This window comes from Megasphaera sp. An286, assembly GCF_002163455.1.
GTDB classification, from domain to species: domain Bacteria; phylum Bacillota; class Negativicutes; order Veillonellales; family Megasphaeraceae; genus Megasphaera; species Megasphaera stantonii.
This window is the reverse complement of sequence record NZ_NFIY01000027.1, coordinates 1-20,596: the sequence shown is the minus strand read 5'-3', so window position 1 is coordinate 20,596 and position 20,596 is coordinate 1. Positions and strand designations below refer to the sequence as shown.

At 46.3% G+C, this 20,596-nt stretch carries 37 protein-coding genes and 1 tRNA gene; 36 read left to right on the top strand and 2 right to left on the bottom strand.

Translation table 11 applies throughout. From position 1 onward, the window contains the following. The first annotated feature begins 363 nt into the window (after positions 1-363). From rpsJ to B5F80_RS10250, 34 genes are all read left to right on the top strand, one after another. A complete protein-coding gene (gene rpsJ, locus B5F80_RS10420) occupies positions 364-675 on the top strand; it encodes a 30S ribosomal protein S10 (protein ID WP_006791160.1) in 312 nt (103 codons plus the stop codon). 14 nt (positions 676-689) lie between these two features. Then, positions 690-1,328, top strand: coding sequence for a 50S ribosomal protein L3 (gene rplC, locus B5F80_RS10415; protein ID WP_087478761.1), 639 nt, complete (start codon positions 690-692; stop codon positions 1,326-1,328). 32 nt (positions 1,329-1,360) lie between these two features. Next, positions 1,361-1,984, top strand: coding sequence for a 50S ribosomal protein L4 (rplD, locus tag B5F80_RS10410; protein ID WP_087478760.1), 624 nt, complete (start codon positions 1,361-1,363; stop codon positions 1,982-1,984). After that, a complete protein-coding gene (rplW, locus tag B5F80_RS10405; RefSeq protein ID WP_087478759.1) occupies positions 1,984-2,268 on the top strand; it encodes a 50S ribosomal protein L23 in 285 nt (94 codons plus the stop codon). Before rplD ends, rplW begins: the two co-directional genes overlap by 1 nt. Before the next feature lie 31 nt (positions 2,269-2,299). Further along, positions 2,300-3,127 carry a 50S ribosomal protein L2 gene (gene rplB, locus B5F80_RS10400; protein WP_087478758.1) on the top strand — a complete coding sequence of 276 codons (828 nt, stop codon included), beginning with the start codon at positions 2,300-2,302 and terminating at the stop codon, positions 3,125-3,127. Positions 3,128-3,150: 23 nt separating this feature from the next. Then, positions 3,151-3,426, top strand: a complete 276-nt coding sequence (rpsS, locus tag B5F80_RS10395; protein WP_087478757.1) for a 30S ribosomal protein S19 — start codon at positions 3,151-3,153, stop codon at positions 3,424-3,426. 14 nt (positions 3,427-3,440) lie between these two features. Continuing rightward, positions 3,441-3,776 (top strand): 50S ribosomal protein L22, encoded by a 336-nt coding sequence (gene rplV / locus B5F80_RS10390; protein ID WP_087478756.1) that lies wholly within the window; start codon positions 3,441-3,443, stop codon positions 3,774-3,776. Positions 3,777-3,789: 13 nt separating this feature from the next. After that, positions 3,790-4,461 carry a 30S ribosomal protein S3 gene (rpsC, locus tag B5F80_RS10385; protein ID WP_087478755.1) on the top strand — a complete coding sequence of 224 codons (672 nt, stop codon included), beginning with the start codon at positions 3,790-3,792 and terminating at the stop codon, positions 4,459-4,461. Then, positions 4,461-4,886 carry a 50S ribosomal protein L16 gene (gene rplP, locus B5F80_RS10380; RefSeq protein ID WP_087478754.1) on the top strand — a complete coding sequence of 142 codons (426 nt, stop codon included), beginning with the start codon at positions 4,461-4,463 and terminating at the stop codon, positions 4,884-4,886. The genes rpsC and rplP overlap by 1 nt, the downstream gene beginning before the upstream one ends. 1 nt (position 4,887) lies before the next feature. Beyond that, positions 4,888-5,088 (top strand): 50S ribosomal protein L29, encoded by a 201-nt coding sequence (rpmC, locus tag B5F80_RS10375; protein ID WP_014015743.1) that lies wholly within the window; start codon positions 4,888-4,890, stop codon positions 5,086-5,088. A 44-nt stretch (positions 5,089-5,132) separates the two neighbouring features. Next, positions 5,133-5,387, top strand: a complete 255-nt coding sequence (gene rpsQ, locus B5F80_RS10370) for a 30S ribosomal protein S17 (protein WP_087478753.1) — start codon at positions 5,133-5,135, stop codon at positions 5,385-5,387. Positions 5,388-5,413: 26 nt separating this feature from the next. Next, positions 5,414-5,782 carry a 50S ribosomal protein L14 gene (rplN, locus tag B5F80_RS10365; RefSeq protein ID WP_007391728.1) on the top strand — a complete coding sequence of 123 codons (369 nt, stop codon included), beginning with the start codon at positions 5,414-5,416 and terminating at the stop codon, positions 5,780-5,782. An 18-nt stretch (positions 5,783-5,800) separates the two neighbouring features. Beyond that, positions 5,801-6,118, top strand: coding sequence for a 50S ribosomal protein L24 (gene rplX / locus B5F80_RS10360; RefSeq protein WP_087478752.1), 318 nt, complete (start codon positions 5,801-5,803; stop codon positions 6,116-6,118). Positions 6,119-6,141: 23 nt separating this feature from the next. Further along, positions 6,142-6,681: a 50S ribosomal protein L5 gene (gene rplE / locus B5F80_RS10355; RefSeq protein ID WP_087478751.1), complete on the top strand. Its 540-nt coding sequence runs from the start codon at positions 6,142-6,144 to the stop codon at positions 6,679-6,681. Between the two features lie 18 nt (positions 6,682-6,699). Next, positions 6,700-6,969, top strand: a complete 270-nt coding sequence (gene rpsN / locus B5F80_RS10350; protein WP_087478750.1) for a 30S ribosomal protein S14 — start codon at positions 6,700-6,702, stop codon at positions 6,967-6,969. Positions 6,970-6,998: 29 nt separating this feature from the next. Further along, a complete protein-coding gene (gene rpsH, locus B5F80_RS10345) occupies positions 6,999-7,391 on the top strand; it encodes a 30S ribosomal protein S8 (RefSeq protein ID WP_087478749.1) in 393 nt (130 codons plus the stop codon). 17 nt (positions 7,392-7,408) lie between these two features. Continuing rightward, positions 7,409-7,951, top strand: a complete 543-nt coding sequence (rplF, locus tag B5F80_RS10340; RefSeq protein ID WP_087478748.1) for a 50S ribosomal protein L6 — start codon at positions 7,409-7,411, stop codon at positions 7,949-7,951. Positions 7,952-7,986: 35 nt separating this feature from the next. Further along, positions 7,987-8,349, top strand: a complete 363-nt coding sequence (gene rplR / locus B5F80_RS10335) for a 50S ribosomal protein L18 (protein ID WP_087478747.1) — start codon at positions 7,987-7,989, stop codon at positions 8,347-8,349. 18 nt (positions 8,350-8,367) lie between these two features. After that, entirely contained in the window at positions 8,368-8,868 is a 501-nt protein-coding gene (gene rpsE / locus B5F80_RS10330) for a 30S ribosomal protein S5 (RefSeq protein ID WP_087478746.1), read from the top strand. An 18-nt stretch (positions 8,869-8,886) separates the two neighbouring features. Continuing rightward, positions 8,887-9,066 carry a 50S ribosomal protein L30 gene (rpmD, locus tag B5F80_RS10325; RefSeq protein ID WP_087478745.1) on the top strand — a complete coding sequence of 60 codons (180 nt, stop codon included), beginning with the start codon at positions 8,887-8,889 and terminating at the stop codon, positions 9,064-9,066. Between the two features lie 21 nt (positions 9,067-9,087). Further along, positions 9,088-9,528 (top strand): 50S ribosomal protein L15, encoded by a 441-nt coding sequence (rplO, locus tag B5F80_RS10320; protein ID WP_087478744.1) that lies wholly within the window; start codon positions 9,088-9,090, stop codon positions 9,526-9,528. A 1-nt stretch (position 9,529) separates the two neighbouring features. After that, entirely contained in the window at positions 9,530-10,792 is a 1,263-nt protein-coding gene (gene secY, locus B5F80_RS10315; protein WP_087478743.1) for a preprotein translocase subunit SecY, read from the top strand. 16 nt (positions 10,793-10,808) lie between these two features. After that, complete coding sequence (locus tag B5F80_RS10310) at positions 10,809-11,459, top strand: adenylate kinase (RefSeq protein ID WP_087478742.1); 651 nt, start codon at positions 10,809-10,811, stop codon at positions 11,457-11,459. A gap of 2 nt (positions 11,460-11,461) precedes the next feature. Further along, positions 11,462-12,211 carry a type I methionyl aminopeptidase gene (gene map / locus B5F80_RS10305; protein WP_087478741.1) on the top strand — a complete coding sequence of 250 codons (750 nt, stop codon included), beginning with the start codon at positions 11,462-11,464 and terminating at the stop codon, positions 12,209-12,211. A 282-nt stretch (positions 12,212-12,493) separates the two neighbouring features. Beyond that, positions 12,494-12,712 (top strand): translation initiation factor IF-1, encoded by a 219-nt coding sequence (gene infA / locus B5F80_RS10295; protein WP_007391714.1) that lies wholly within the window; start codon positions 12,494-12,496, stop codon positions 12,710-12,712. 24 nt (positions 12,713-12,736) lie between these two features. Continuing rightward, the gene (gene rpmJ, locus B5F80_RS10290; protein WP_007391661.1) at positions 12,737-12,850 is read left to right on the top strand and encodes a 50S ribosomal protein L36; all 114 of its coding nucleotides are present in this window, start codon (positions 12,737-12,739) and stop codon (positions 12,848-12,850) included. Between the two features lie 22 nt (positions 12,851-12,872). Then, positions 12,873-13,241: a 30S ribosomal protein S13 gene (gene rpsM / locus B5F80_RS10285; protein WP_087478740.1), complete on the top strand. Its 369-nt coding sequence runs from the start codon at positions 12,873-12,875 to the stop codon at positions 13,239-13,241. A 28-nt stretch (positions 13,242-13,269) separates the two neighbouring features. After that, complete coding sequence (gene rpsK / locus B5F80_RS10280) at positions 13,270-13,662, top strand: 30S ribosomal protein S11 (RefSeq protein WP_087478739.1); 393 nt, start codon at positions 13,270-13,272, stop codon at positions 13,660-13,662. Positions 13,663-13,711: 49 nt separating this feature from the next. Then, a complete protein-coding gene (locus B5F80_RS10275) occupies positions 13,712-14,689 on the top strand; it encodes a DNA-directed RNA polymerase subunit alpha (protein WP_087478738.1) in 978 nt (325 codons plus the stop codon). 17 nt (positions 14,690-14,706) lie between these two features. Continuing rightward, a complete protein-coding gene (gene rplQ / locus B5F80_RS10270; protein WP_087478737.1) occupies positions 14,707-15,045 on the top strand; it encodes a 50S ribosomal protein L17 in 339 nt (112 codons plus the stop codon). A gap of 60 nt (positions 15,046-15,105) precedes the next feature. After that, positions 15,106-15,540, top strand: coding sequence for a DUF3783 domain-containing protein (locus B5F80_RS10265; protein WP_239386353.1), 435 nt, complete (start codon positions 15,106-15,108; stop codon positions 15,538-15,540). Continuing rightward, the gene (locus B5F80_RS10260; RefSeq protein ID WP_087478736.1) at positions 15,537-16,022 is read left to right on the top strand and encodes an 8-oxo-dGTP diphosphatase; all 486 of its coding nucleotides are present in this window, start codon (positions 15,537-15,539) and stop codon (positions 16,020-16,022) included. The genes B5F80_RS10265 and B5F80_RS10260 overlap by 4 nt, the downstream gene beginning before the upstream one ends. Positions 16,023-16,144: 122 nt before the next feature. Further along, complete coding sequence (thiM, locus tag B5F80_RS10255) at positions 16,145-16,978, top strand: hydroxyethylthiazole kinase (RefSeq protein ID WP_087478735.1); 834 nt, start codon at positions 16,145-16,147, stop codon at positions 16,976-16,978. After that, on the top strand, positions 16,978-17,289 hold the full coding sequence (locus tag B5F80_RS10250; protein ID WP_087478734.1) for an MTH1187 family thiamine-binding protein: 312 nt from the start codon (positions 16,978-16,980) through the stop codon (positions 17,287-17,289). Before thiM ends, B5F80_RS10250 begins: the two co-directional genes overlap by 1 nt. A gap of 165 nt (positions 17,290-17,454) precedes the next feature. Here the strand turns inward: B5F80_RS10250 and B5F80_RS10245 are convergent. Together B5F80_RS10245 and B5F80_RS11440 are read right to left on the bottom strand one after the other, a co-directional pair. Further along, positions 17,455-17,545 (bottom strand) — tRNA-Ser (locus B5F80_RS10245). A gap of 59 nt (positions 17,546-17,604) precedes the next feature. After that, positions 17,605-17,799, bottom strand: coding sequence for a hypothetical protein (locus tag B5F80_RS11440; RefSeq protein ID WP_087478733.1), 195 nt, complete (start codon positions 17,797-17,799; stop codon positions 17,605-17,607). A gap of 605 nt (positions 17,800-18,404) precedes the next feature. Here B5F80_RS11440 and B5F80_RS10235 point away from each other — a divergent pair. Continuing rightward, complete coding sequence (locus tag B5F80_RS10235; protein ID WP_087478732.1) at positions 18,405-19,241, top strand: viperin family antiviral radical SAM protein; 837 nt, start codon at positions 18,405-18,407, stop codon at positions 19,239-19,241. A 34-nt stretch (positions 19,242-19,275) separates the two neighbouring features. Then, positions 19,276-19,569 carry a hypothetical protein gene (locus B5F80_RS10230; RefSeq protein ID WP_087478731.1) on the top strand — a complete coding sequence of 98 codons (294 nt, stop codon included), beginning with the start codon at positions 19,276-19,278 and terminating at the stop codon, positions 19,567-19,569. Positions 19,570-20,596 lie beyond the last annotated feature (1,027 nt).

Below are 20,596 nucleotides of genomic sequence, written 5' to 3'. Positions count from 1 at the left end.
GAAGGCGGCCGTACGGTAGGCGCAGGCGTCGTATCTGAAATCGAAGCGTAATTCGCCGTAAGATTACGGGCAGATTAAGACATAGAAAGAGCTGCAAGCATTGGCTTGCAGCTCTTTTCTTTACCATGATTTTACAGAATAAATTCCATGCAAAATTGATTCGGCTCCCTAGAAAAAGTACGGAAAAACGTAGAAAAATCCTTGCATGCCCGCTCTTTTTGTAGTAAACTATCTAAGTACGCGACAACAGGGGATGCCCTGACTATGCGTAAAAAAACTATGATATAGGATGTTGCCCGCCCTGCGGGGAAACTCCTATGGAGCAGTCTATTCTAAGAAATGGACGTTAGGAGGAATTAAGTAATGGCAAAACAGGAAAGAATCAGAATTCGCCTCAAAGCTTATGACCACAAGACGTTGGATCAGAGCGCGGCGAAAATCGTCGATACGGCGAAACGGACAGGTGCTATGGTATCTGGCCCGATTCCGCTTCCGACGGAAAAGAACATCTTCACGATTCTGCGTTCGCCCCACGTAAACAAAGATTCTCGTGAACAGTTCGAACTGCGTACGCACAAACGCTTGATCGATATTCTCGAAGCTTCCAATAAAACTGTTGACGCTTTGATGAGACTCGACCTGCCGGCTGGCGTAGACATTGAAATCAAATTATAGGAGGAGGTGCGATTATGTCTAAAGCTATTTTGGGGAAAAAGTTGGGTATGACTCAGATTTTTACTGAAGAAGGCGCAGTCATCCCCGTAACAGTCGTCGAAGCTTCGCCGAATGTCGTTGTCCGCGTAAAAACCGTTGATACGGACGGATACAACTCCATTCAGCTGGGCTATGGCGAAATCAAAGAAAAACATCTGACAAAACCCGTTAAGGGTCAATTCGACAAAGCAGGCGTAGCTCCTGTTAAGTATCTTCGCGAATTCCGTTTGACAGATACGCCGGAATACACGGTAGGCCAAACTCTGGCAGCTGATATATTCGCAAGCGGCGATCTCGTCGACGTAATTGGCACCAGCAAGGGGAAAGGTTTTGCAGGTACCATCAAACGTCACGGCTTCCATCGCGGGCCAATGACTCACGGCTCTAAATCTCACCGTGAACCTGGTTCTCTCGGACCTATGATCAGCGGCGGTGGCGGTAAAGTCATCAAAGGTAAAAAACTTCCTGGACAAATGGGTGGTAATCAGGCAACGGTTCTTCATCTCTCCGTCGTAAAAGTCGACATGGATAAAAACCTTATCTTGATCAAAGGCGGTATTCCGGGTGCTAAAGGCAGCCTTGTCATGATCCGTGATACTGTAAAACCCCGCTAATTGTTGTCACACAGGAAGGAGGATAAATAATAATGCCAAAAGTAAGCACGTATAATATTGCCGGCGCACAGACCGGTGAAATCGAATTAAACGATAGCGTATTTGGCGTTGAAGTAAACGAAGCTGTCATGAGACAGGCCGTTCTTCGTCAGCTCGCTAACGAACGTTTAGGCACGCACTCCACGAAAACCAGAGGTTTGGTTCGTGGCGGCGGCAAGAAACCTTGGAAACAAAAAGGAACCGGCCGGGCCCGTGTAGGCAGCACCCGCAGCCCGTTGTGGGTTGGCGGCGGCACCATTTGGGGTCCCCATCCGCGCTCTTACGCTCAGAAAATGCCTCGCAAGGCAAGACGTCTGGCTGTTAAATCCGCTCTGAGCGATAAAGTAAATACGAATGAATTGTTCGTATTGGACGAAATCACCTTGGCAGCTCCGAAGACGAAAGAAATCGTCAACATCATCAACAACTTCAAGTTTGCCGGTGAAAAAGTTCTCTTCATTACGGATAATGACGAAATCGTCGCGCGCTGCGCCCGTAACATCACTGGCGTCAAAGCTGTTTCCACTGAAGGCGTGAACATCTTTGATTTGCTCCACCACACAAAATTGTTTGTCACAAAGAGCGCTGTAGCCAAGATTGAGGAGGTGCTCGCGTAATGATGATGCATGATATCTTGTTAAAACCGGTTATTACTGAAAAGACAACGATGATGATGTCTGATGGCAAATATACTTTCAGAGTACCGCTCCATGCCAATAAAATCGAAATCCGTAAAGCTGTTGAAGCTGTGTTCGGCGTAAAAGTAAAGAGCGTCAACACGATTCGTATGATGGGTAAATTCAAACGCATGGGCAAATATATCGGCAAACGCCCGGATTACAAGAAAGCCATCGTAACACTTCAGGAAGGCGAAACAATCGAATTCTTTGAAGGAGCTTAAGGGATAACGAAATAAAGGAGGAGGCACTACAATGGCCATTAAATCATTTAAACCGTATTCCGCCGGCCGTCGTTTCATGACTGTTTCGACTTTCGAAGACATCACGACGTCCAAACCGGAAAAATCCTTGCTGGCTAAAGTAAGCAGCAAGGGCGGTCGTAATAACAGCGGCAGAATGACAGTCCGTCATCAGGGTGGCGGTCACAAACGCCGTTATCGTTTGATCGACTTCAAACGTATTAAAGATAACATTCCTGCAAAAGTAGCGACGATCGAATACGATCCGAACCGCTCTGCTAATATCGCCCTGCTGTTCTATGCAGACGGCGAAAAACGCTATATCATCGCTCCGAACGGCCTTAAAGTAGGCGACGTTGTTTACAGCGGCCCCGAATCGGATATCAAGATCGGCAACGCATTGCCCTTGGCTAATATTCCTCTCGGTACGTTGGTACACAACGTTGAATTGAAAATCGGCAAAGGCGGCCAGATGGTTCGCTCCGCCGGTGAATCGGCACAGCTCATGGCTAAAGAAGGCAATTATGCGCTGCTCCGTCTTCCTTCGGGCGAACTTCGTCAGGTCCATATCAAATGCCGCGCTACGGTAGGCGTAGTCAGCAATACGGACCATGAAAACATTACCGTTGGTAAAGCCGGCCGTTCCCGCTGGAAGGGCATCCGTCCGGGCAACCGCGGCGTCGTTATGAACCCGTGCGACCATCCGCATGGCGGCGGCGAAGGCAAGTCTCCTGTTGGCCGTAAACGTCCGGTTACTCCTTGGGGTAAACCTGCTTATGGCGTTAAGACTCGTGAATCTAAAAAAGCTTCCAATAAATTTATTGTGAAGAGACGTAAATAAGATTGTGGAAAGGAGATAATTAAGTGTCCAGATCCGTTAAAAAGGGCCCATTCGTAGCATTCCACCTGCTGAAGAAAATCGACGCTATGAATGAAGCTAATGAAAAGAAAGTAGTAAAAACCTGGTCTCGTGCATCCACGATTTTGCCTAGCTTCGTAGGTCATACGATTGCTGTTCACGACGGCCGGAAACACGTTCCTGTATATGTTACAGAAGACATGGTAGGTCATAAGTTGGGCGAATTTGCGCCGACTCGTACATTCAAAGGCCACGCTAAATCTGAAAAAGCAACGAAATAAGGGAGGTAACATCAATGGAAGCAAGAGCAATTGCTAGACATATCCGCATTGCCCCCCGTAAAATTCGAATCGTAGCTGATTTGGTTCGGGGCAAAAATGTAGGCGAAGCTTTCTCTATCTTGAAATTTACGCCGAAAGTCGGTTCCCGCGTAGTTGAAAAAGCACTGCGCTCCGCCGTAGCGAACGCGGAACACAACAACGACATGAATGTAGATAAATTGTATGTTTCGGAAATTTTTGTCGACCAGGACTCCACGATGAAACGTATTCATCCGCGCAGCCGTGGACAGGCTTTCAAGATTTTGAAACATTCCAGTCATTTGACTGTTGTCGTAAAAGAAAGAGCATAAGGAGGGAAACGTAGTGGGTCAAAAAGTTAATGCCCATGGATTTCGTGTTGGCGTTGTAAAACCCTGGGATGCGAAATGGTATGCTGAAAAGGATTATGCAACACTTCTGAATGAAGACGTAAAAATCCGTGAATTCTTAAAGAAACAGTTGTTCATCGCAGGCGTTTCTCGTATTGAAATCGAACGTTCTGCAAAACGTATCAAATTGATTATCCATACTGCTAAACCGGGCATGGTTATCGGCCGCGGCGGCGCAGGCATTGAAGATATTAAGAAAGCGCTGAAAGCTTTCACGACGAAAACTGTCGACGTTAACATCGCCGAAATCAAACAGGCTGAAATGGACGCAACCCTCGTTGCTGAAAACGTAGCCAGCCAGCTCGAACGCCGCATCGGCTTCCGCCGCGCTATGAAACAGTGCGTAGGCCGTACGATGCGCATGGGCGCAAAAGGCGTTAAGATCATGTGCTCCGGCCGTTTAGGCGGCGCTGAAATCGCTCGCAGCGAAAGCGTTCGCGACGGTTCTATTCCTCTGCATACGCTCCGCGCCGATATCGACTACGGCTTCGCTGAAGCTCATACGACATACGGCTGCATCGGCGTAAAATGCTGGATCTACAAAGGTGAAATCCTGCCGGAAGCTAAAAAAGCTCCGCAGAAAAAACACGAAGGGAGTGAAGCATAATGTTAATTCCAAAACGTGTTAAATATCGTAAACAGTTCCGCGGCCGCATGAAAGGTCAGGCTCAGCGCGGCAATAAAGTCGCTCACGGCGATTTCGGTTTGGTAGCAGCAGAACCGTCTTGGATTACAAACCGTCAGATCGAAGCTGCCCGTATTGCTATGACTCGTTATATCAAACGTGGCGGTAAAGTTTGGATTAAAATTTTCCCGGATAAGCCGATTACGGCTAAACCGGCTGGCACTCGTATGGGTTCCGGTAAAGGCGCTCCCGAATACTGGGTAGCCGTTGCTAAACCGGGCCGCGTACTTTTTGAAATGGGCGGTGTAAGCGAAGAAGTAGCTCGCGAAGCTATGCGTCTTGCAAGCCATAAACTGCCGATTAAAACGAAGTTTGTTGTTAGAGGTCAGGAATTAGGTGGTGAATAAAATGAAGGTTAAAGAAATCCGTGCTCTGAGCGCTGCCGAAATGGATGAAAAGGTGGTTAGCCTTAAAGAAGAATTGTTTAACCTCCGTTTTCAACATGCGACCGGCCAATTAGAAAATCCAATGCGTATCCGCGAAGTTAAAAAGACTATCGCCCGCATCAAAACGGTACAGCGTGAAGCAGAATTGAAAGCGCAGGCGTAAGATAACGTACTCGATTGGAATCTAAAAGGAGGTTACAAGCACAGATGGAAAGAAACGAACGGAAAATCCGCGTAGGTAAAGTTGTCAGCGATAAAATGGACAAAACCGTTGTTGTTGCTGTAGAATATAAGACGCAGCATAAGCTGTACAAAAAACCGATTATTTCGACTGTAAAATTCAAAGCGCATGATGAAAACAACGAATGCCATATCGGCGATATCGTACGCATCGAAGAAACCCGTCCCCTGTCCAAGCAGAAACACTGGAGAGTTGTGACGATCGTAGAAGCAGCTAAATAAGCTTGAATTAACTAGGAGGTTAAGCCATGATTCAGCAAGAAACTATGTTGAATGTTGCCGATAACACCGGTGCCAAAAAACTTTTGTGCATCCAGGTCATGGGTGGCTCATATCGTAAATATGGCAACATTGGCGATATCATTACAGCGTCTGTTAAAGATGCATCACCCGGTGGCGTTGTCAAGAAAGGCGACGTAGTAAAGGCTGTTATCGTTCGTTCTAAAAAAGGATTGCGCCGCGTAGACGGTTCGTACATCCGTTTCGACGAAAATGCAGCTGTCGTAATCAATAATGATAAAAGCCCTAAAGGTACTCGTATTTTTGGGCCGGTTGCCAGAGAACTGCGTGAAAAAGATTTCATGAAGATCATCTCCCTGGCTCCGGAAGTATTATAATCGGAGGAGGTGTTCTCGATGGGAAAAATGCACGTTAAGACAGGCGATACGGTTATCGTCATCGCCGGTAAAGAAAAAGGCAAAAAAGGCAAAATCATTGCAGCATATCCGAAAAAGGACCGCGTTGTAGTAGAAGGCCTTAATCTGGTTAAGCGCCATACGAAACCGAGTCAGAACAATCCTCAAGGCGGCATTATCACGAAGGAAGCAGCTATCCACGTTTCCAACGTTATGCTCGTAGATCCTGAAAGCGGCAAGCCGACCCGCGTCAGAACGGTTCAGCAGGCCGACGGTACGAAAGTACGCGTTGCCGTTAAGAGCGGCAAGAACATCTAATTGAGAAGGGAGGCCCTTGAGAAGTGTCCAGATTAAAAGATAAATATCTTTCCGAAGTCACTAAAGGCTTGCAGGAAAAATACAATTATAAAAATGTAATGCAGATTCCGAAGGTTACAAAAGTTGTCATCAACATGGCTGTTGGCGAAGCTGTTACCAACTCCAAAGCCTTGGACGCTGCTGTAAACGATATGACGATCATTTCCGGTCAGAAGCCGATCATTACGAAAGCCAAGAAATCCATCGCGGCCTTTAAAATCCGCGAAGGCATGAACCTGGGCTGCAAAGTAACGCTCCGCGGCGAACGGATGTATGAATTCCTCGATAAATTGATGAATTTGGCTCTGCCTCGTGTCCGCGACTTCCATGGCGTAAGCGCAAAGGGATTTGACGGCCGTGGCAACTACACCTTGGGCTTAAAGGAACAGCTCATATTCCCGGAAATCGAATATGATAAGGTCGATAAAGCCCGCGGTATGGACATCACCATCGTCACCACAGCTACGACGGACGAAGAAGGCCGCGATATGCTGACGATGATGGGTATGCCGTTTGAAAAGTAATTAAGGAGGATAACATACATGGCAAAGAAATCTATGCTTGAACGTGAAAAGAAACGTGAAAAAATGGTTGCCCGCTATGCAAAGCTCCGTGCTGAACTGAAAGCTAAGGGCGACTATGAAGCGCTTTCTAAGTTGCCGGCCAACTCGTCCCCGGTACGCCTGCACAACCGTTGCAAAGTAACCGGCCGTCCTCACGGTTATATGCGTAAGTTCGGCATCTGCCGCATTACATTCCGTGAACTGGCTTACAAAGGACAGATTCCTGGCGTTAAAAAAGCCAGCTGGTAATGTATTTCACGAAGGGAGGTTTTTAGACAATGGCAATGACCGATCCGATTGCGGATATGCTCACCAGAATCCGTAACGCCAATTCGGCTTATCATGAAAAAGTAGAAATGCCCGCTTCCAAGATGAAGGCCGCTGTCCTCGAAATCTTGAAAGAAGAAGGCTTTGTTAAGAATTATGAATCCGTAAACGAAGGCAAAACGCTGAAAGTTACGTTAAAATATGGTTCCAATAGAGAAAAAGTAATTACCGGCATCAAGAGAATTTCTAAACCGGGCCTGCGCGTATACGCCGGCAAAGAAGAACTGCCCCGCGTTCTCGGCGGTTTGGGAATCGCTGTTATTTCTACGTCCCAGGGCGTTATGAGCGATAAAAAAGCTCGTAAACTCGGCTTGGGCGGCGAAGTTATCGCTTACGTCTGGTAATATTTGGAGGTGTCAATATGTCCCGAGTAGGTAGAATGCCTATTGATATCCCGGCAGGCGTAAATGTCAACCTCGATGGCCACGTGATTACCGTCAAAGGCCCGAAAGGCGAACTCACTCGTACGCTTCACCCGGATATGAAAATTACAGTTGCTGACAACGTCATTACTGTAGAACGTCCGTCTGACGAAAAAGAACATCGTGCCCTGCACGGCTTGACCCGCGCTCTCGTTGCCAACATGGTAACAGGCGTTACGACAGGCTTTAAGAAAGAATTGGAAATCGTCGGCGTTGGTTACAGAGCACAGATGAAAGGCAAGAAACTGGCCTTGACTCTCGGCTTCTCCCATCCCCTCGAATTAGACGCTCCGGAAGGCGTTACGGTCGAATGCCCGACGGCAACGACAATCGTCGTATCCGGCGCTAATAATGAAACTGTCGGCGAATTCGCTGCTAAAATCCGCGGCTATCGCCTGCCTGAACCGTACAAAGGAAAAGGTATTCGCTATGCTGGCGAACATGTACGTCGTAAAGCCGGCAAAGCTGGTTCGAAGAAATAATTAACGTAAGCTTATCATAGAAAGGAGTGAATTCCTTGAAATCCAGTAAGAATGCAATTCGCTTGAAACGTCATTGGCGCTTGCGCAAACACATCAACGGTACGGCTGAACGTCCTCGTCTGAATGTTTTCCGCAGCCTTTCCAATATTTATGCTCAGGTCATCGACGATACGAAGGGCGTTACCTTGGTTTCCGCCAGCTCGTTGGATCAGGAAATTAAAGCTCAGAACGTCAGCGGTGGCAATGCTGAAGGCGCAAAATTAGTTGGCGCATTAGTTGCAAAACGTGCTCTTGAAAAAGGTATCACGACGGTCGTATTCGACCGCGGCGGTTATATCTATCATGGCCGTGTTGCCGCTCTTGCTGAAGCCGCTCGTGAAGCTGGCTTGAAATTCTAATCAAGGAGGAAATAACACATGGCAAAAGTTGACCATGCAGGTCTCGAATTACAAGAAAATGTCGTATTCATCAACCGTGTTGCTAAGGTAGTTAAAGGCGGCCGCCGTTTTTCCTTCAGTGCGTTGGTTGTTGTCGGCGACGGCAACGGCAGAGTCGGCGCAGGATTAGGTAAAGCCGGCGAAGTTCCCGAAGCTATCCGCAAAGGTGTTGAAGACGCTAAAAAACATTTGGTAACTGTTTCCTTGAAAAACGGTTCCATTCCCCATCCGATTACAGGTGTTTTCGGCGCTGGCAAAGTATTCCTGAAACCGGCTGCCGAAGGTACTGGAGTTATTGCAGGCGGTCCTGTACGTGCCGTATTGGAATTGGCTGGCGTCCGCAACATCCTTACAAAATCCATCGGTTCTTCCAACCCGAACAACATGGTTCAGGCTACGATCGAAGGCTTGAGCCGTTTGAAGGATGTCAACAAAGTTGCTGAACTCCGTGGCAAAACTGTAGAAGAAATTTACGGTTAATAAGGGAGGATACACAAGATGGCTCAAGTAAAAGTTACGCTCGTAAAGAGTCTCGCAGGCCGTCCTGGCGACCAGCGCGCAACTGTCGTTGCCCTGGGTCTCCACAAGACGAATTCCAGCGTAGTAAAAGAAGTAACCCCGCAGATCAAAGGGATGCTTCATAAAGTAGAACACTTAATCAAAGTAGAAGAAATCTAAGATAGAAGGAGGTGCGCTGAATTGAAACTTCATGAAATGAGTATTGTTCCTGGTTCCAAGAAAAAACGCAATCGCGTAGGCCGCGGTATTGGCTCCGGCAACGGCAAGACGGCCGGCAAGGGCATGAAGGGCCAGCTTTCCCGTAGCGGCGGCGGTAAACGCCCGGGCTTTGAAGGCGGCCAGATGCCTCTGTACCGTTTGCTCCCGAAACGCGGTTTCAAAAATATCTGGGCTAAACAGTATGCAGAAGTTAACGTTTCTGTACTGAATTGCTTTGAAAACGGCACGACGGTAGATCCTGTTGCATTGGTAGAAGCAGGTATTCTTAAAAACGTATGCGACGGTGTTCGTATCCTCGGCAACGGCGAATTGGAAAAATCCCTTACCGTTGTAGCGCAGGGCTTCACGAAATCGGCGCAGCAAAAAATTGAAGCAGCTGGTGGTAAGGTAGAGGTGATCTAAGGTGTTAGAGAACATCCAGAATGTGCTGAACGTTCCGGAGTTCCGGAAACGCGCAGTTTTCACCTTGATCATGTTCATTATTTTCAGACTAGGTGTCCACATCCCTGTTCCGGGAGTAGACGCCTCAGTCATTGAAAATCTTTTCAGCAGCGGCAACTTATTTGGCCTGTTGGATTTATTTTCCGGCGGCGCCTTGAGTAAGTTTTCTATCCTCGCTATGAGTATTACGCCGTATATCAACGCGTCCATTATCATGCAGCTCCTCACGTCGGTCGTTCCGACCTTTGAGCAGTGGGCGAAGGACAATCAGGACGGCCGTGAAAAAATCCAGAAGGTCACCCGGTATGGCACGGTAGTCTTAGGTTTCATCCAGGCCTTTGCCATGAGCTATGCGCTGAAAGTAAACAACGCTTTCGTAAACGACAGCTGGGCCATGGTATTTATGGTAGCAGTGATTCTGACGGCCGGCACGTGTTTCCTCATGTGGCTGGGCGACCAGATTACAGCAGGCGGCATCGGCAACGGCATTTCGCTGATTATCTTCGCCGGTATCGTAGCGCGGTTCCCCGATGGCTGCATGACTGTATACAAATATATTCAGGCAGGTTCCATCAATATTTTCCAGGTGCTGTTGTTTGCCTTGATCGCCCTCTTCATGATTGTCGTAGTCATTGAGGTGACGCAGGGACAACGGCGCGTCGTTGTGCAGTATGCGAAACGGATTGTCGGCCGGAAGATGTACGGCGGCCATTCGACGCATATTCCTTTGAAAGTCAATCAGGCTGGCGTTATCCCCATCATCTTTGCCTCGTCCGTGCTGATGTTCCCGATTACGATTGCACAGTTCGTACAGAATGAAACGGTACAGATGATTGCCGGATGGTTTGCATGGGGTACGGTGACCAACACCATTATGTACGCCATTTTGATTATCTTCTTTACTTATTTTTATACCGCTATTTCGCTGAATATTCCGCAGCTTACGGAAAACATGCAGAAGTACGGCGGCTTTATCCCCGGTATTCGTCCGGGCCAGCCGACAGCTTTGTATATCGATAGAATTATGACGCGTATTACCTTGGCAGGTTCGTTCTTCCTCGCCTTCATCGCCATTCTGCCGAACTTCATCGGCTGGATTACGGGCATTGAAGGTGTGTATTTCGGCGGTACGGCGCTGCTGATTGTAGTCGGCGTCGCTATCGATACGATGAAGCAGGCCGAATCGTTGTTGCTCAACAGACAGTATCAGGGCTTTATGAAATGATAAGGGGGTAGTTTACATGTACATTCTTTTAATGGGGCCTCCGGGTGCCGGCAAAGGCACGCAGGCCGAACGATTGATTGAAAAATATGGTATTCCCCAGATTTCAACGGGCGATATGTTCCGAGCAGCTGTTAAAGAACAGACTCCCCTTGGTTTGGAAGCTAAGAAGTATATGGATAACGGTCAGCTCGTACCGGACGCCGTTACTGTCGGTATCGTAAGAGAACGCCTGGCAAAAGACGACTGCAAGAAAGGGTTTATCCTCGACGGATTCCCGCGCACGACGTCCCAGGCCGTATCCCTCGACGCGATTCTCAGCGATTTGGGCATTAAGCTCGACGGAGTCGTCAACATTTCCGTTCCTGATGAAGAACTGATTAAGCGGACGACAGGCCGTCAGATTTGCCGCTCCTGTGGCGCGACATATCATATTTCTTTTAAACCGTCTAAGGTAGAAGGCGTTTGCGATAAATGCGGCGGAGAATTGTATCAGCGCGACGACGATAAGGTCGAAACCGTTGAAAAACGTCTCAGCGTATATGCTGCTCAGACCAAACCGCTTATTGATTACTACAAAAATTCCAACTTGTACATCGAAGTCGACGGCAAGCAGGGGATGGATGCAGTCTTTGATGATATCGTAAAGAGCCTTGAAAAGAGTAAATAATTATGATTATTTTAAAGTCTAAACGGGAAATAGAGTATATTCGCGAAGCTGGTCGCATTACTGCCAACGCATTGCAGCTGATGAAAAAGCTGGCGAAGCCGGGCGTCACGACAGGCGAGCTGGATCAGCGTTGCGAAGAATACATCCGCAGCTGCGGCGCCTTTCCGAGCTGTAAAGGCTATTACGGATATCCGGCGACTATCTGCGCTAGCGTAAACGAAGAAGTCGTTCACGGTATTCCGGGCCGGCGCAAGCTAAAAGATGGAGATATAATCAGTGTTGACTTAGTTGTAAACAAAAATGGCTATCATGGAGACTCGACGGTGACGATTCCTATCGGTCACGTTGACCCGGCCGTTCTTCAGTTGCTTAAAGTGACGGAAGAATGTCTCTATAAAGGCATTGAGCAGGCAGTAGCTGGCAACCACCTGGGCGACATCGGGCATGCCGTTCAATCCTATGCCGAATCATTCGGTTACGGCGTTGTCCGCGATTATGTAGGACACGGCATCGGTACCGACATGCATGAAGAACCGGAAGTGCCGAATTATGGCGTTGCCGGTCACGGAGAACTCCTGGAACCGGGTATGGTTCTGGCCATTGAGCCGATGATCAACATGGGTACGGAAAAAGTCCGGCAGTTGAAAAACGGTTGGACTGTCGTTACCTGTGATAAGAAGCCGGCAGCCCATTTTGAACATACAGTAGCTATTACTGAAAACGGTCCGGAAATCCTGACCTTACCGGAATGATGGAGCGGATAGAGATGCCTGTCTGCACAGTCGTTAAAAGCTGTGCGGGCAGAGATAAAGAGGGCCTGTATGTCGTTGTCGGCAAGTTGGATTATCCCTATGTATGGATTGCTGACGGTCGAAAGTACAAATTGGATAAGCCGAAGAAAAAAAATTGCCGGCATCTCCAGATAGTGGGAACGAGCGTATCCAGAGGAAACGCTGGTCCCCTGAGAATCAGCAATGAATGGATACGGTCCGTTTTGAACCGGGCCAAGATGGAATTGACCAGGGAGGGTACACATGTCTAAGGAAGATGTCATTGAAGTAGAAGGCGTCGTCGTAGAAGCACTGCCAAACGCTATGTTTAAAGTTAAGTTGGAAAACGAACACATCGTACTGGCTCACGTTTCCGGAAAAATGCGTATGAATTTTATTCGTATTCTTCCCGGCGACAGAGTTACGATGGAATTGACACCGTATGATCTGAATCGCGGTCGTATTACGTATCGCTTCAAGTAAGATTGTTTACGCAGGAGGTTAACTATGAAGGTAAAACCGTCAGTAAAGAAAATTTGCGAAAAATGCAAAATCATTAAACGCAAAGGCCGCGTTATGGTCATTTGCGAAAATCCGAAACATAAACAGAAACAGGGTTAATCGACAGGAGGTGGATGATTAGATGGCACGTATAGCCGGTGTGGATTTACCACGTGACAAACGAGTTGAAATTGGTTTAACTTATATTTTGGGGATCGGTCTTTCTTCGTCCCAGGAAATCTTGAAAAAAACAGGCGTTAATCCGGACACGCGCGTTCGCGACTTGACGGAAGATGAAGTTCAGAAAATCCGTGAAGTAATCGGTTCTGATTATAAAGTAGAAGGCGACCTTCGCCGTGATACAGCGCTCAACATTAAACGTCTGATTGAAGTTAACTCTTACCGGGGCAAACGTCATCGCGCAGGTCTTCCCGTTCGCGGTCAGCGCACGAAGACAAACGCACGTACGCGTAAAGGTCCGAGAAAAGCAGTAGCAGGTAAGAAGAAATAAGATTTTCTAAGTAAGGAGGGAAACGATTTTGGCTAAGAATAACGCAAGAAGCAATAAGAGAAAAGAAAAGAAACATGTAGAATCGGGTGCAGCACATATTCGTTCTACCTTTAATAATACGATTGTTACTATCAGCGATACGAAGGGCAACGCTTTGTCCTGGGCAAGCGCCGGCGGCCTCGGCTTCCGCGGTTCCCGTAAGAGCACTCCGTTCGCCGCTCAGATGGCTGCTGAACAGGCTGCTAAAGCCGCTATGGAATACGGCCTTCGTCAGGTTGAAGTATATGTAAAAGGTCCCGGCTCCGGTCGTGAAGCCGCTATCCGCGCATTGCAGGCAGCAGGCCTGGAAGTAAATTCCATTAAAGACGTAACTCCTATCCCGCATAATGGCTGCCGTCCGCCGAAACGCAGACGTGTATAAGAGATATTCAACCAAGTTGTTTTGATTCTGGAATGGGAGGATTTTCCTGATGATCGATGATAACAAATTTAAAGTTAAGACCGTTGATAGAAGCGACGACGGCACTTATGGAAAATTCGTATGCGAACCTCTCGACAGAGGGTACGGAATCACGTTGGGCAATAGCTTACGGCGCGTCCTCTTGTCTTCGCTGGACGGCGTAGCAATTACCTCCATTAAGATCGATGGAGTATTGCATGAATTTTCGACGATACCTGGCGTTCGGGAAGACGTTTCGGAAATTATCCTGAACTTAAAACAGCTTAGTCTGAAATTCACTCGCGACGAAGTCGATGAATTGGATATCATGGTTGATATCACTGGTGAATGCGAATTTACTGCAGAAGATTTGAACGTAAGCACAGACATTGAAGTTTTAAACCCGGATCTTCATATTGCAACCCTCGACTCGGATGCGCACATTTATATGCAGTGCCATATCGAACGGGGTAAGGGCTATGTTCCGTCTACAAGAAATAAGAAAGATACGGATATGATCGGCGTAATTCCCATCGATTCGATCTTCTCTCCGATTGTAAAGACGAACTACCAGGTTAACAATATCCGGGTCGGCAACGAAATGGACTACGATTCGTTGACGCTTGAAGTGACGACCAACGGCAGCATCGCTGCTGAAAACGCCGTGGCTAAAGCTGCGTCTATCATGGTCAGCTATTTGGATTACTTCCAAAAGATCGCTTCTGATCCGAAGGCTAATGAAGCAGCCGCTCCCTTTACGACTCCCGACGGCGAAGAACCGGAAGAAGATAACGGACCGGAGCTCAGCCAAGTTAAAATTGACGTATTGGATTTGTCCGTTCGCGCGTCGAACTGCTTGAAACGGGCTAACATCTACACGTTAGGCGATTTGGTTGAACGGACGGAAGATGACTTGTCTAAGATTCGCAACTTGGGCAAAAAGTCTGTAGATGAAATTATTGAAAAACTGAAAGATTATGGATTTGATTTGAAATCCAACGAAGAATAATTCGAGGAGGATGAACGATGGCTTATAGAAAGTTGGGACGTGACAGCTCTGCACGTAAAGCATTACTGCGCAGCATTGTTACCTCTTTATTCCAGCATGAACGCATCGAAACGACGGAAGCAAAGGCAAAAGAACTCCGCAAAGTAGCAGAAAAAATGCTTACCTTGGCTAAACGCGGCGACTTACACGCTCGCCGTCAGGTATTGGCTTACGTAAGAGACGAAAGCGTAGTTAAGAAAATGTTTGATGAAATTGCGCCGAAATACAAAGACCGTCAAGGCGGTTATACGCGTATTATCAAAACTGGCGTTCGTCAGGGCGATGCAGCTCCGATGGTAATCATCGAATTAGTGTAATAGCTTACGAGACCGCTGTGGCACAGTGCCGCAGCGGTTTTTTTACAAGGAGATGAGACAATGGCCTATAGAATGATGCTGGCTGTAAACTTTACGCCGGAACGGCTCAGCCTGTTAAAGCTCTTGGGATTGCTGACGAAATCCCAAATCAAGGTTGTGGCAGAAGAAGAAAAGACGGAAACGGTCGGCAAGCTGTTGGGGTTAAGCGACGATGAAATTGCCGAAATCGCTGCCAATAAGGTGGAGACAAGCGAGACTAAGGTGCATGAAGACATGGGCGAAGACGAAGCGTTGGAACCTGTAACCAAGGAAGCCCTTATCCTTTGCGGCTTTGACAATAAAGCTGTCAATCTGCTGCTGGATGGAATTCGCCGCGGCCGTTTAAAAAGCGTGCCTCTCAAAGCTATGGTAACGCCTAATAATATTTCCTGGACTATCGATACGATTTTGCAGGAATTGGCTAAAGAGCACGCCTATTTCCATAAAAAACGATGAGAGATACGACGCTGTGCTTTCCTGTCGACGAGAGAGGGAGAATCCTGCTGGGACGAAAAAAACGCGGCTTCGGCGTATCGAAATGGAATGGCTTCGGTGGGAAAATCGAGCCGGGTGAGACCTTTCGCCAGTGCGCCGTCCGTGAGCTGCAGGAAGAAACGGGCCTTCAGACGAAAGCGGAAGATTTAGAATTAGTAGGCTTGCTGGACTTCCGGTTTACGGCCGAACCGGAGTTAAATCACTTGGGATACGTCTATTTCGTTCGCCAATATGAAGGAACCATTGTAGAAACGGAGGAAATGGAACCGCAGTGGTTTTCAGCAGATACCCTTCCCTACGACGAGATGTGGAAAGGAGATCGGACGTGGATTCCCATGATCTTAAGGGGCAGAAAAATACAAGGCACCGTTAATTTTGCCGCTGACAACGATACGGTCGAATCATTGGATATAGACTACGTATCGTCTATAGAGGAAGGCTGATGAAGAAAGCGCATTGATAACGTCTATGCATAGACATCGTCAATGCGTTTTTTGTATTTTTAGGTTGAGATGAATCCGGACAGCGCTTATAATAAGAATAGCAGAAAGAAGGCGATGATTTCGTGAATACGGCGTATATACGGGAACAAATAAGGCTGGCGGCGGAGAACGCAAGAAAATCAAAGCCCTTGGCCGGCTCTATTACGAATTTTGTGACGGTTAATTTTGTAGCCAACGCCCAGTTAGCCGCAGGCGGCTCAGCGGCGATGGTCTATCTGCCTGATGAAGGAGAAGGCCTGGTGAAGATGGGCGACTCGATGTATATCAATGTGGGAACCTTGCTTCCTATCTATGAGGAAACGGTTCCCCGTACGTTGAACGCCCTGCGCAAGCTGGGCAAGCCATGGGTTCTGGATCCTGTTGCCGTTGGACTGGGTGAACTGCGGACGAAGCTGCTGCTTCAGTGCAAGGAATATAAGCCGTCGGTTATTCGCGGCAATGCGTCGGAAATCATTGCGTTGGCTGGCTTATGGCAGTTAGGCGGCAGAGCATCCTCGAAGGTCCGAGGCGTCGACTCGACCGATACAGTGGACGAGGCCGTGGCGGCGGCGAAAGCGCTGGCCACATGGATCGGCGGCGCTGTCGCCGTGTCAGGAGCAGAAGATTTCATTACCGACGGCTGCCATGACGCAGTTTCTTACGGCGGCTCGCCGATGATGGAATGCGTCACTGGTTCGGGCTGCTCCTTAGGAGGAGTCATTACCGTATATACAGCTGTTGCAGACCCGTTCATAGCAGCGATTGCCGGGACGGCGGCGTATAATCTTGCCGGCAGGCGGGCCGAGGTAAAAGCTGCCGGGACTGGCTCATTCCAGCAGATTTTTCTGGATGAGCTGTATCAGGCCTCGCCTGAGGACATAAGTCAAAATCCTATTTCATATAAGGAGGAACTGTAATGAATGTTTTAGCAGCTGTTTGTATTGCTCCCTGCGGTACGGGAGATTCTTATTCGCCATATGTGGCACAGGTCGTGAAAATTATCCGCGAGTCGGGATTGACCAGCCGTACGAATTCCATGTTTACGGAAATCGAAGGCGAGTGGGACGACGTCATGGCTGTCGTCAAAAAAGCCACCTTTTATTTGGCAGAGCAAGGATTGCGCACGGAAGTCGTGCTGAAAGCCGATATCCGGCCGGGCCATACACATATGATGGAACATAAGCCCGCCGTTGTAGATGCCATACTGCAGAAGGAAACACAAGCATAATATACGTTGTATATGTACAAAAGGACGACGCAGGCGCCGTCCTTTTGTGTGCTTTTCTAAAGAAATTAGTATGCGGATTATATAATTGGACGGCATTCCTGACGGATTTTTTGCATAAAAAATGAGCAGTCTTGAAGAAATTCAAGACTGCTCATTTCAGTATTTTGGCGGAGTGAGAGAGATTCGAACTCTCGCAGGCCTTGCGACCTCTAACGATTTAGCAAACCGTCCTCTTCAGCCTCTTGAGTATCACTCCACATCGTCGGCTGACTAGATAAGTATACTATGGATATCGGTAGATGTCAAGGGGAAACATTACGGTAATACGTGAATATTTTTGCCTTGGCTTCGCAGCCACATGGTAATGCCTTCGCCAAATACTTCAGCTGAAAGGGTATACACGTTTCCCTTTTCTTTTTCGATGACAGCCGTAGGAAGGCGATCTAAGATGGCTTCGACGTCCGGCCCTGAATAGGTAAACCGAATGCGCTGCAGCCGGCCGCCGTACATGAATTGTATCCATTTGCGAAATTCTCCTTCTTGAAACCGGTCGGCGTACAGGACTCGAAAGGTATCAAGCAGGACTTTTAAGTCGGCAGTGCGGTCTATGCGGTATATTTATATTCTTACAAAGATAGCACTCTGTCGGCAAGATCGATCGTTGTCGTCTTAAAAAATTTTTACTAAGTTTTTAGGAAAGAGATATATGTCAGTTTCAATATAGTTGCTATGAACATGACAACAGGTAGTCTGCCGTGAGGAGAAATAGGCAATGAAGTATTTTAAAGATGAACTCAGAAAAGCCACTATACATGAAGGTGTGCAGCGGCAGTATTTGAATGAACAATCATTGCTTTTTTGAAGCATTTCAGAAGCATTATCATATAAAGAGAGATACGGAATAGCCATAGTTATAATATTACTTGTGACTGTGGTCCATTTTTTTTGTATGATTTTTGACATGTTATATACGTGGATTATATATATACTAAAAATGTAGTTAGGGCAGGGAAGAATCGCAAAAATATTTTTCATTTTGCCGATAAAAGACAAGTGCCCTGGATATATACAATGTAAGATAATTTGATTGAAAATGCATAAAGGAGCGATGAAATATGACAACGACGTATAAAGTTAATTTGCACTTATTAGAAGGATGCAATTTCCATTGCAAATTCTGCTTTGCTAAATTTGATAGTAAAGGCATATTGAACGTAGTGCAATGGAAATACATTATGAAGAACTTAAAAGACTCTGGATTAGTAAGCAGCGTAAATTTTGCTGGAGGAGAACCCTTGGCATATTATGGTTTGCAAGAATTACTAGAGTATACCCAGCAATTGCAGTTAAAAGCTTCTATCATTACAAATGGTTCTTTAATGACAGCGCAGCGTGCTAAAGAAATTGCACCTTATGTAGATATGATCGGCTTTTCTATAGATTCATTCAATGAAAAAACAAGTGTAAAACTTGGACGATGTGATAAATCTAATAAGACATTTGGCAAAAATGAGTTGAGTGAATTGTGTAAGGTATTAGAACAATACAAAGTCAAAATTAAAATAAATACTGTTGTAAACAAATTGAACTATACAGAAAAAGTAAGTGCCTATTTACAGGGATTACCCATTGCACGGTGGAAAGTATTCAAAATGAAACCATTTGACAATGGCACTTTCAGTAATAAATGGCTGAATATAACAGACGAACAATTCCAATATTTTTTACAGCGTAATCCCCATATTAATCGTGTTTCGGAAGACAGTATGGTCAACAGTTATTTTATAGTAGATGCGAATGGAAATTTGATTGATAATCAACAAGATAAAAATGTTGCTGTCGGGAGTTTGTTGACTGAATCCTTTGAGTCAGTAAAAGCTAAGTATAATTTTGATGAAGCGCTGTATCAGAGCCGGTATTCCCAAACAAAATTACTCCCGTCTGTAATATAAATTAAGCGTGTTAAATCTAAAGGAGGCATTTCATATGTGTGCTATTGAATTAAATCATCGTATCAGTTTAGTTGCCAAAAAGAATTTTCAAGGGACCTGGAAAACACGGAAGTTGGAGTATTATCTAGTATTGCCGACGGGAGAAAAATATTATGCTTTTACGAGAAACTACTCAACTGCTTGTTATGAGATGTTTAAATCGGGGAAAAATGTAAATGCAGCCCTGCGTATTCGTTCTGCTAATACCGCATTGATGAATTTAGTTAAATATATGAAACATATCATGCCGTATTTAGCAGAATGTTATGGATTAAACATCGTCGTATAATAGGTTTATGTAAACGCTAGGGGCAGATGATGCTGATAGGTAATTAATCGGCTAGTGTAATAACTGTGAGAAAATTTTACTGTATAAACGTGAAAAGAATATAAAAAGAGAAGGGACTTCTTTGGCATAATGAAATTACTACAATCTCACACAAAGGAGTCCTTCTCATGAACGTTATGCAACGCATTTTTTCTCTTAGTACCGATTTTGCAAACCTTGAATTGTTGGGAACAGGTCGAGTTTCCCTAACTGACGTGATGCTGGCTGTGCTGGAGTTTACACAGAAAATAGGTGGTTGTGCGATCTGCAGAGTTGGAACAAGCCGATGAATCCATCTATGAAACGGTGGAGTCGGCAATTGCGGTATATGAAGGGAAAATACAGGCAGGAAGAAAACGAAGGACATGGATTGTAAAACAAGTGTTTACAGAATATGGTATGCCTTGAAAAGGAGTATATTTAAACCGTATACAATAGCTCGGAGGCTACGATCATGGGAGATAGAGCGGTGTGAATATAGCGCGTAGCGACGCACCTGGAAAAGAGTTGCTGAGGCATGGATGGATTTCACAGTGCAAAATATACTTGTGGCAAGTAACGTGAACAGGCGGGAGGTAGAAGAATGAAAGATGCTCCAAATAGCAGATGTCACCATATAAATTTAAAAATAAAAGACTGATTTACACACCTCGAATTTCTGACAAATTAATACCCATAACAACCTGACGCTGTCCAAAACTCATGGAAGGCTTTAAAAAAAGGGTAAAATGTGATATACTTATTTTGTAAATCGGCAGGATGTTAAATTTTTGAGCCGCAGCGATAGTTATGCGGAGTACAGAGGTTTTTGAGAATTTTATCACCTGAACGGTGGTTGACAATACGTTTGCGCCGCAAATAGCGTTGTGAGCCCAGTAAGACTATGTGAAGCTTTTTCTGTAAATAACTGCCAGGTATAGGTCTTCTATGATACAATCTAAATCATAGGAGGCTTAGTATCATGGCAAGAGAAAAGAAACCGGTACAT

What these genes read in the sequence shown, in the direction of transcription:
- rpsQ (WP_087478753.1), top strand. Translation starts at nt 5,133, where the DNA reads ATGGAAAGAAACGAACGGAAAATCCGCGTAGGTAAAGTTGTCAGCGAT.
- rpmC (WP_014015743.1), top strand. Translation starts at nt 4,888, where the DNA reads ATGAAGGTTAAAGAAATCCGTGCTCTGAGCGCTGCCGAAATGGATGAA.
- map (WP_087478741.1), top strand. Translation starts at nt 11,462, where the DNA reads ATGATTATTTTAAAGTCTAAACGGGAAATAGAGTATATTCGCGAAGCT.
- rplN (WP_007391728.1), top strand. Translation starts at nt 5,414, where the DNA reads ATGATTCAGCAAGAAACTATGTTGAATGTTGCCGATAACACCGGTGCC.
- rpmJ (WP_007391661.1), top strand. Translation starts at nt 12,737, where the DNA reads ATGAAGGTAAAACCGTCAGTAAAGAAAATTTGCGAAAAATGCAAAATC.
- rplB (WP_087478758.1), top strand. Translation starts at nt 2,300, where the DNA reads ATGGCCATTAAATCATTTAAACCGTATTCCGCCGGCCGTCGTTTCATG.
- rpmD (WP_087478745.1), top strand. Translation starts at nt 8,887, where the DNA reads ATGGCTCAAGTAAAAGTTACGCTCGTAAAGAGTCTCGCAGGCCGTCCT.
- rpsH (WP_087478749.1), top strand. Translation starts at nt 6,999, where the DNA reads ATGGCAATGACCGATCCGATTGCGGATATGCTCACCAGAATCCGTAAC.
- B5F80_RS10250 (WP_087478734.1), top strand. Translation starts at nt 16,978, where the DNA reads ATGAATGTTTTAGCAGCTGTTTGTATTGCTCCCTGCGGTACGGGAGAT.
- rpsJ (WP_006791160.1), top strand. Translation starts at nt 364, where the DNA reads ATGGCAAAACAGGAAAGAATCAGAATTCGCCTCAAAGCTTATGACCAC.
- rplP (WP_087478754.1), top strand. Translation starts at nt 4,461, where the DNA reads ATGTTAATTCCAAAACGTGTTAAATATCGTAAACAGTTCCGCGGCCGC.
- rplF (WP_087478748.1), top strand. Translation starts at nt 7,409, where the DNA reads ATGTCCCGAGTAGGTAGAATGCCTATTGATATCCCGGCAGGCGTAAAT.
- rplD (WP_087478760.1), top strand. Translation starts at nt 1,361, where the DNA reads ATGCCAAAAGTAAGCACGTATAATATTGCCGGCGCACAGACCGGTGAA.
- rplW (WP_087478759.1), top strand. Translation starts at nt 1,984, where the DNA reads ATGATGATGCATGATATCTTGTTAAAACCGGTTATTACTGAAAAGACA.
- rplQ (WP_087478737.1), top strand. Translation starts at nt 14,707, where the DNA reads ATGGCTTATAGAAAGTTGGGACGTGACAGCTCTGCACGTAAAGCATTA.
- rplC (WP_087478761.1), top strand. Translation starts at nt 690, where the DNA reads ATGTCTAAAGCTATTTTGGGGAAAAAGTTGGGTATGACTCAGATTTTT.
- rpsE (WP_087478746.1), top strand. Translation starts at nt 8,368, where the DNA reads ATGGCAAAAGTTGACCATGCAGGTCTCGAATTACAAGAAAATGTCGTA.
- rpsN (WP_087478750.1), top strand. Translation starts at nt 6,700, where the DNA reads ATGGCAAAGAAATCTATGCTTGAACGTGAAAAGAAACGTGAAAAAATG.
- rpsM (WP_087478740.1), top strand. Translation starts at nt 12,873, where the DNA reads ATGGCACGTATAGCCGGTGTGGATTTACCACGTGACAAACGAGTTGAA.
- rplX (WP_087478752.1), top strand. Translation starts at nt 5,801, where the DNA reads ATGGGAAAAATGCACGTTAAGACAGGCGATACGGTTATCGTCATCGCC.
- B5F80_RS10260 (WP_087478736.1), top strand. Translation starts at nt 15,537, where the DNA reads ATGAGAGATACGACGCTGTGCTTTCCTGTCGACGAGAGAGGGAGAATC.
- B5F80_RS10275 (WP_087478738.1), top strand. Translation starts at nt 13,712, where the DNA reads ATGATCGATGATAACAAATTTAAAGTTAAGACCGTTGATAGAAGCGAC.
- rplV (WP_087478756.1), top strand. Translation starts at nt 3,441, where the DNA reads ATGGAAGCAAGAGCAATTGCTAGACATATCCGCATTGCCCCCCGTAAA.
- B5F80_RS10265 (WP_239386353.1), top strand. Translation starts at nt 15,106, where the DNA reads ATGGCCTATAGAATGATGCTGGCTGTAAACTTTACGCCGGAACGGCTC.
- B5F80_RS11440 (WP_087478733.1), bottom strand. Translation starts at nt 17,799, where the DNA reads ATGTACGGCGGCCGGCTGCAGCGCATTCGGTTTACCTATTCAGGGCCG.
- B5F80_RS10310 (WP_087478742.1), top strand. Translation starts at nt 10,809, where the DNA reads ATGTACATTCTTTTAATGGGGCCTCCGGGTGCCGGCAAAGGCACGCAG.
- B5F80_RS10230 (WP_087478731.1), top strand. Translation starts at nt 19,276, where the DNA reads ATGTGTGCTATTGAATTAAATCATCGTATCAGTTTAGTTGCCAAAAAG.
- infA (WP_007391714.1), top strand. Translation starts at nt 12,494, where the DNA reads ATGTCTAAGGAAGATGTCATTGAAGTAGAAGGCGTCGTCGTAGAAGCA.
- B5F80_RS10235 (WP_087478732.1), top strand. Translation starts at nt 18,405, where the DNA reads ATGACAACGACGTATAAAGTTAATTTGCACTTATTAGAAGGATGCAAT.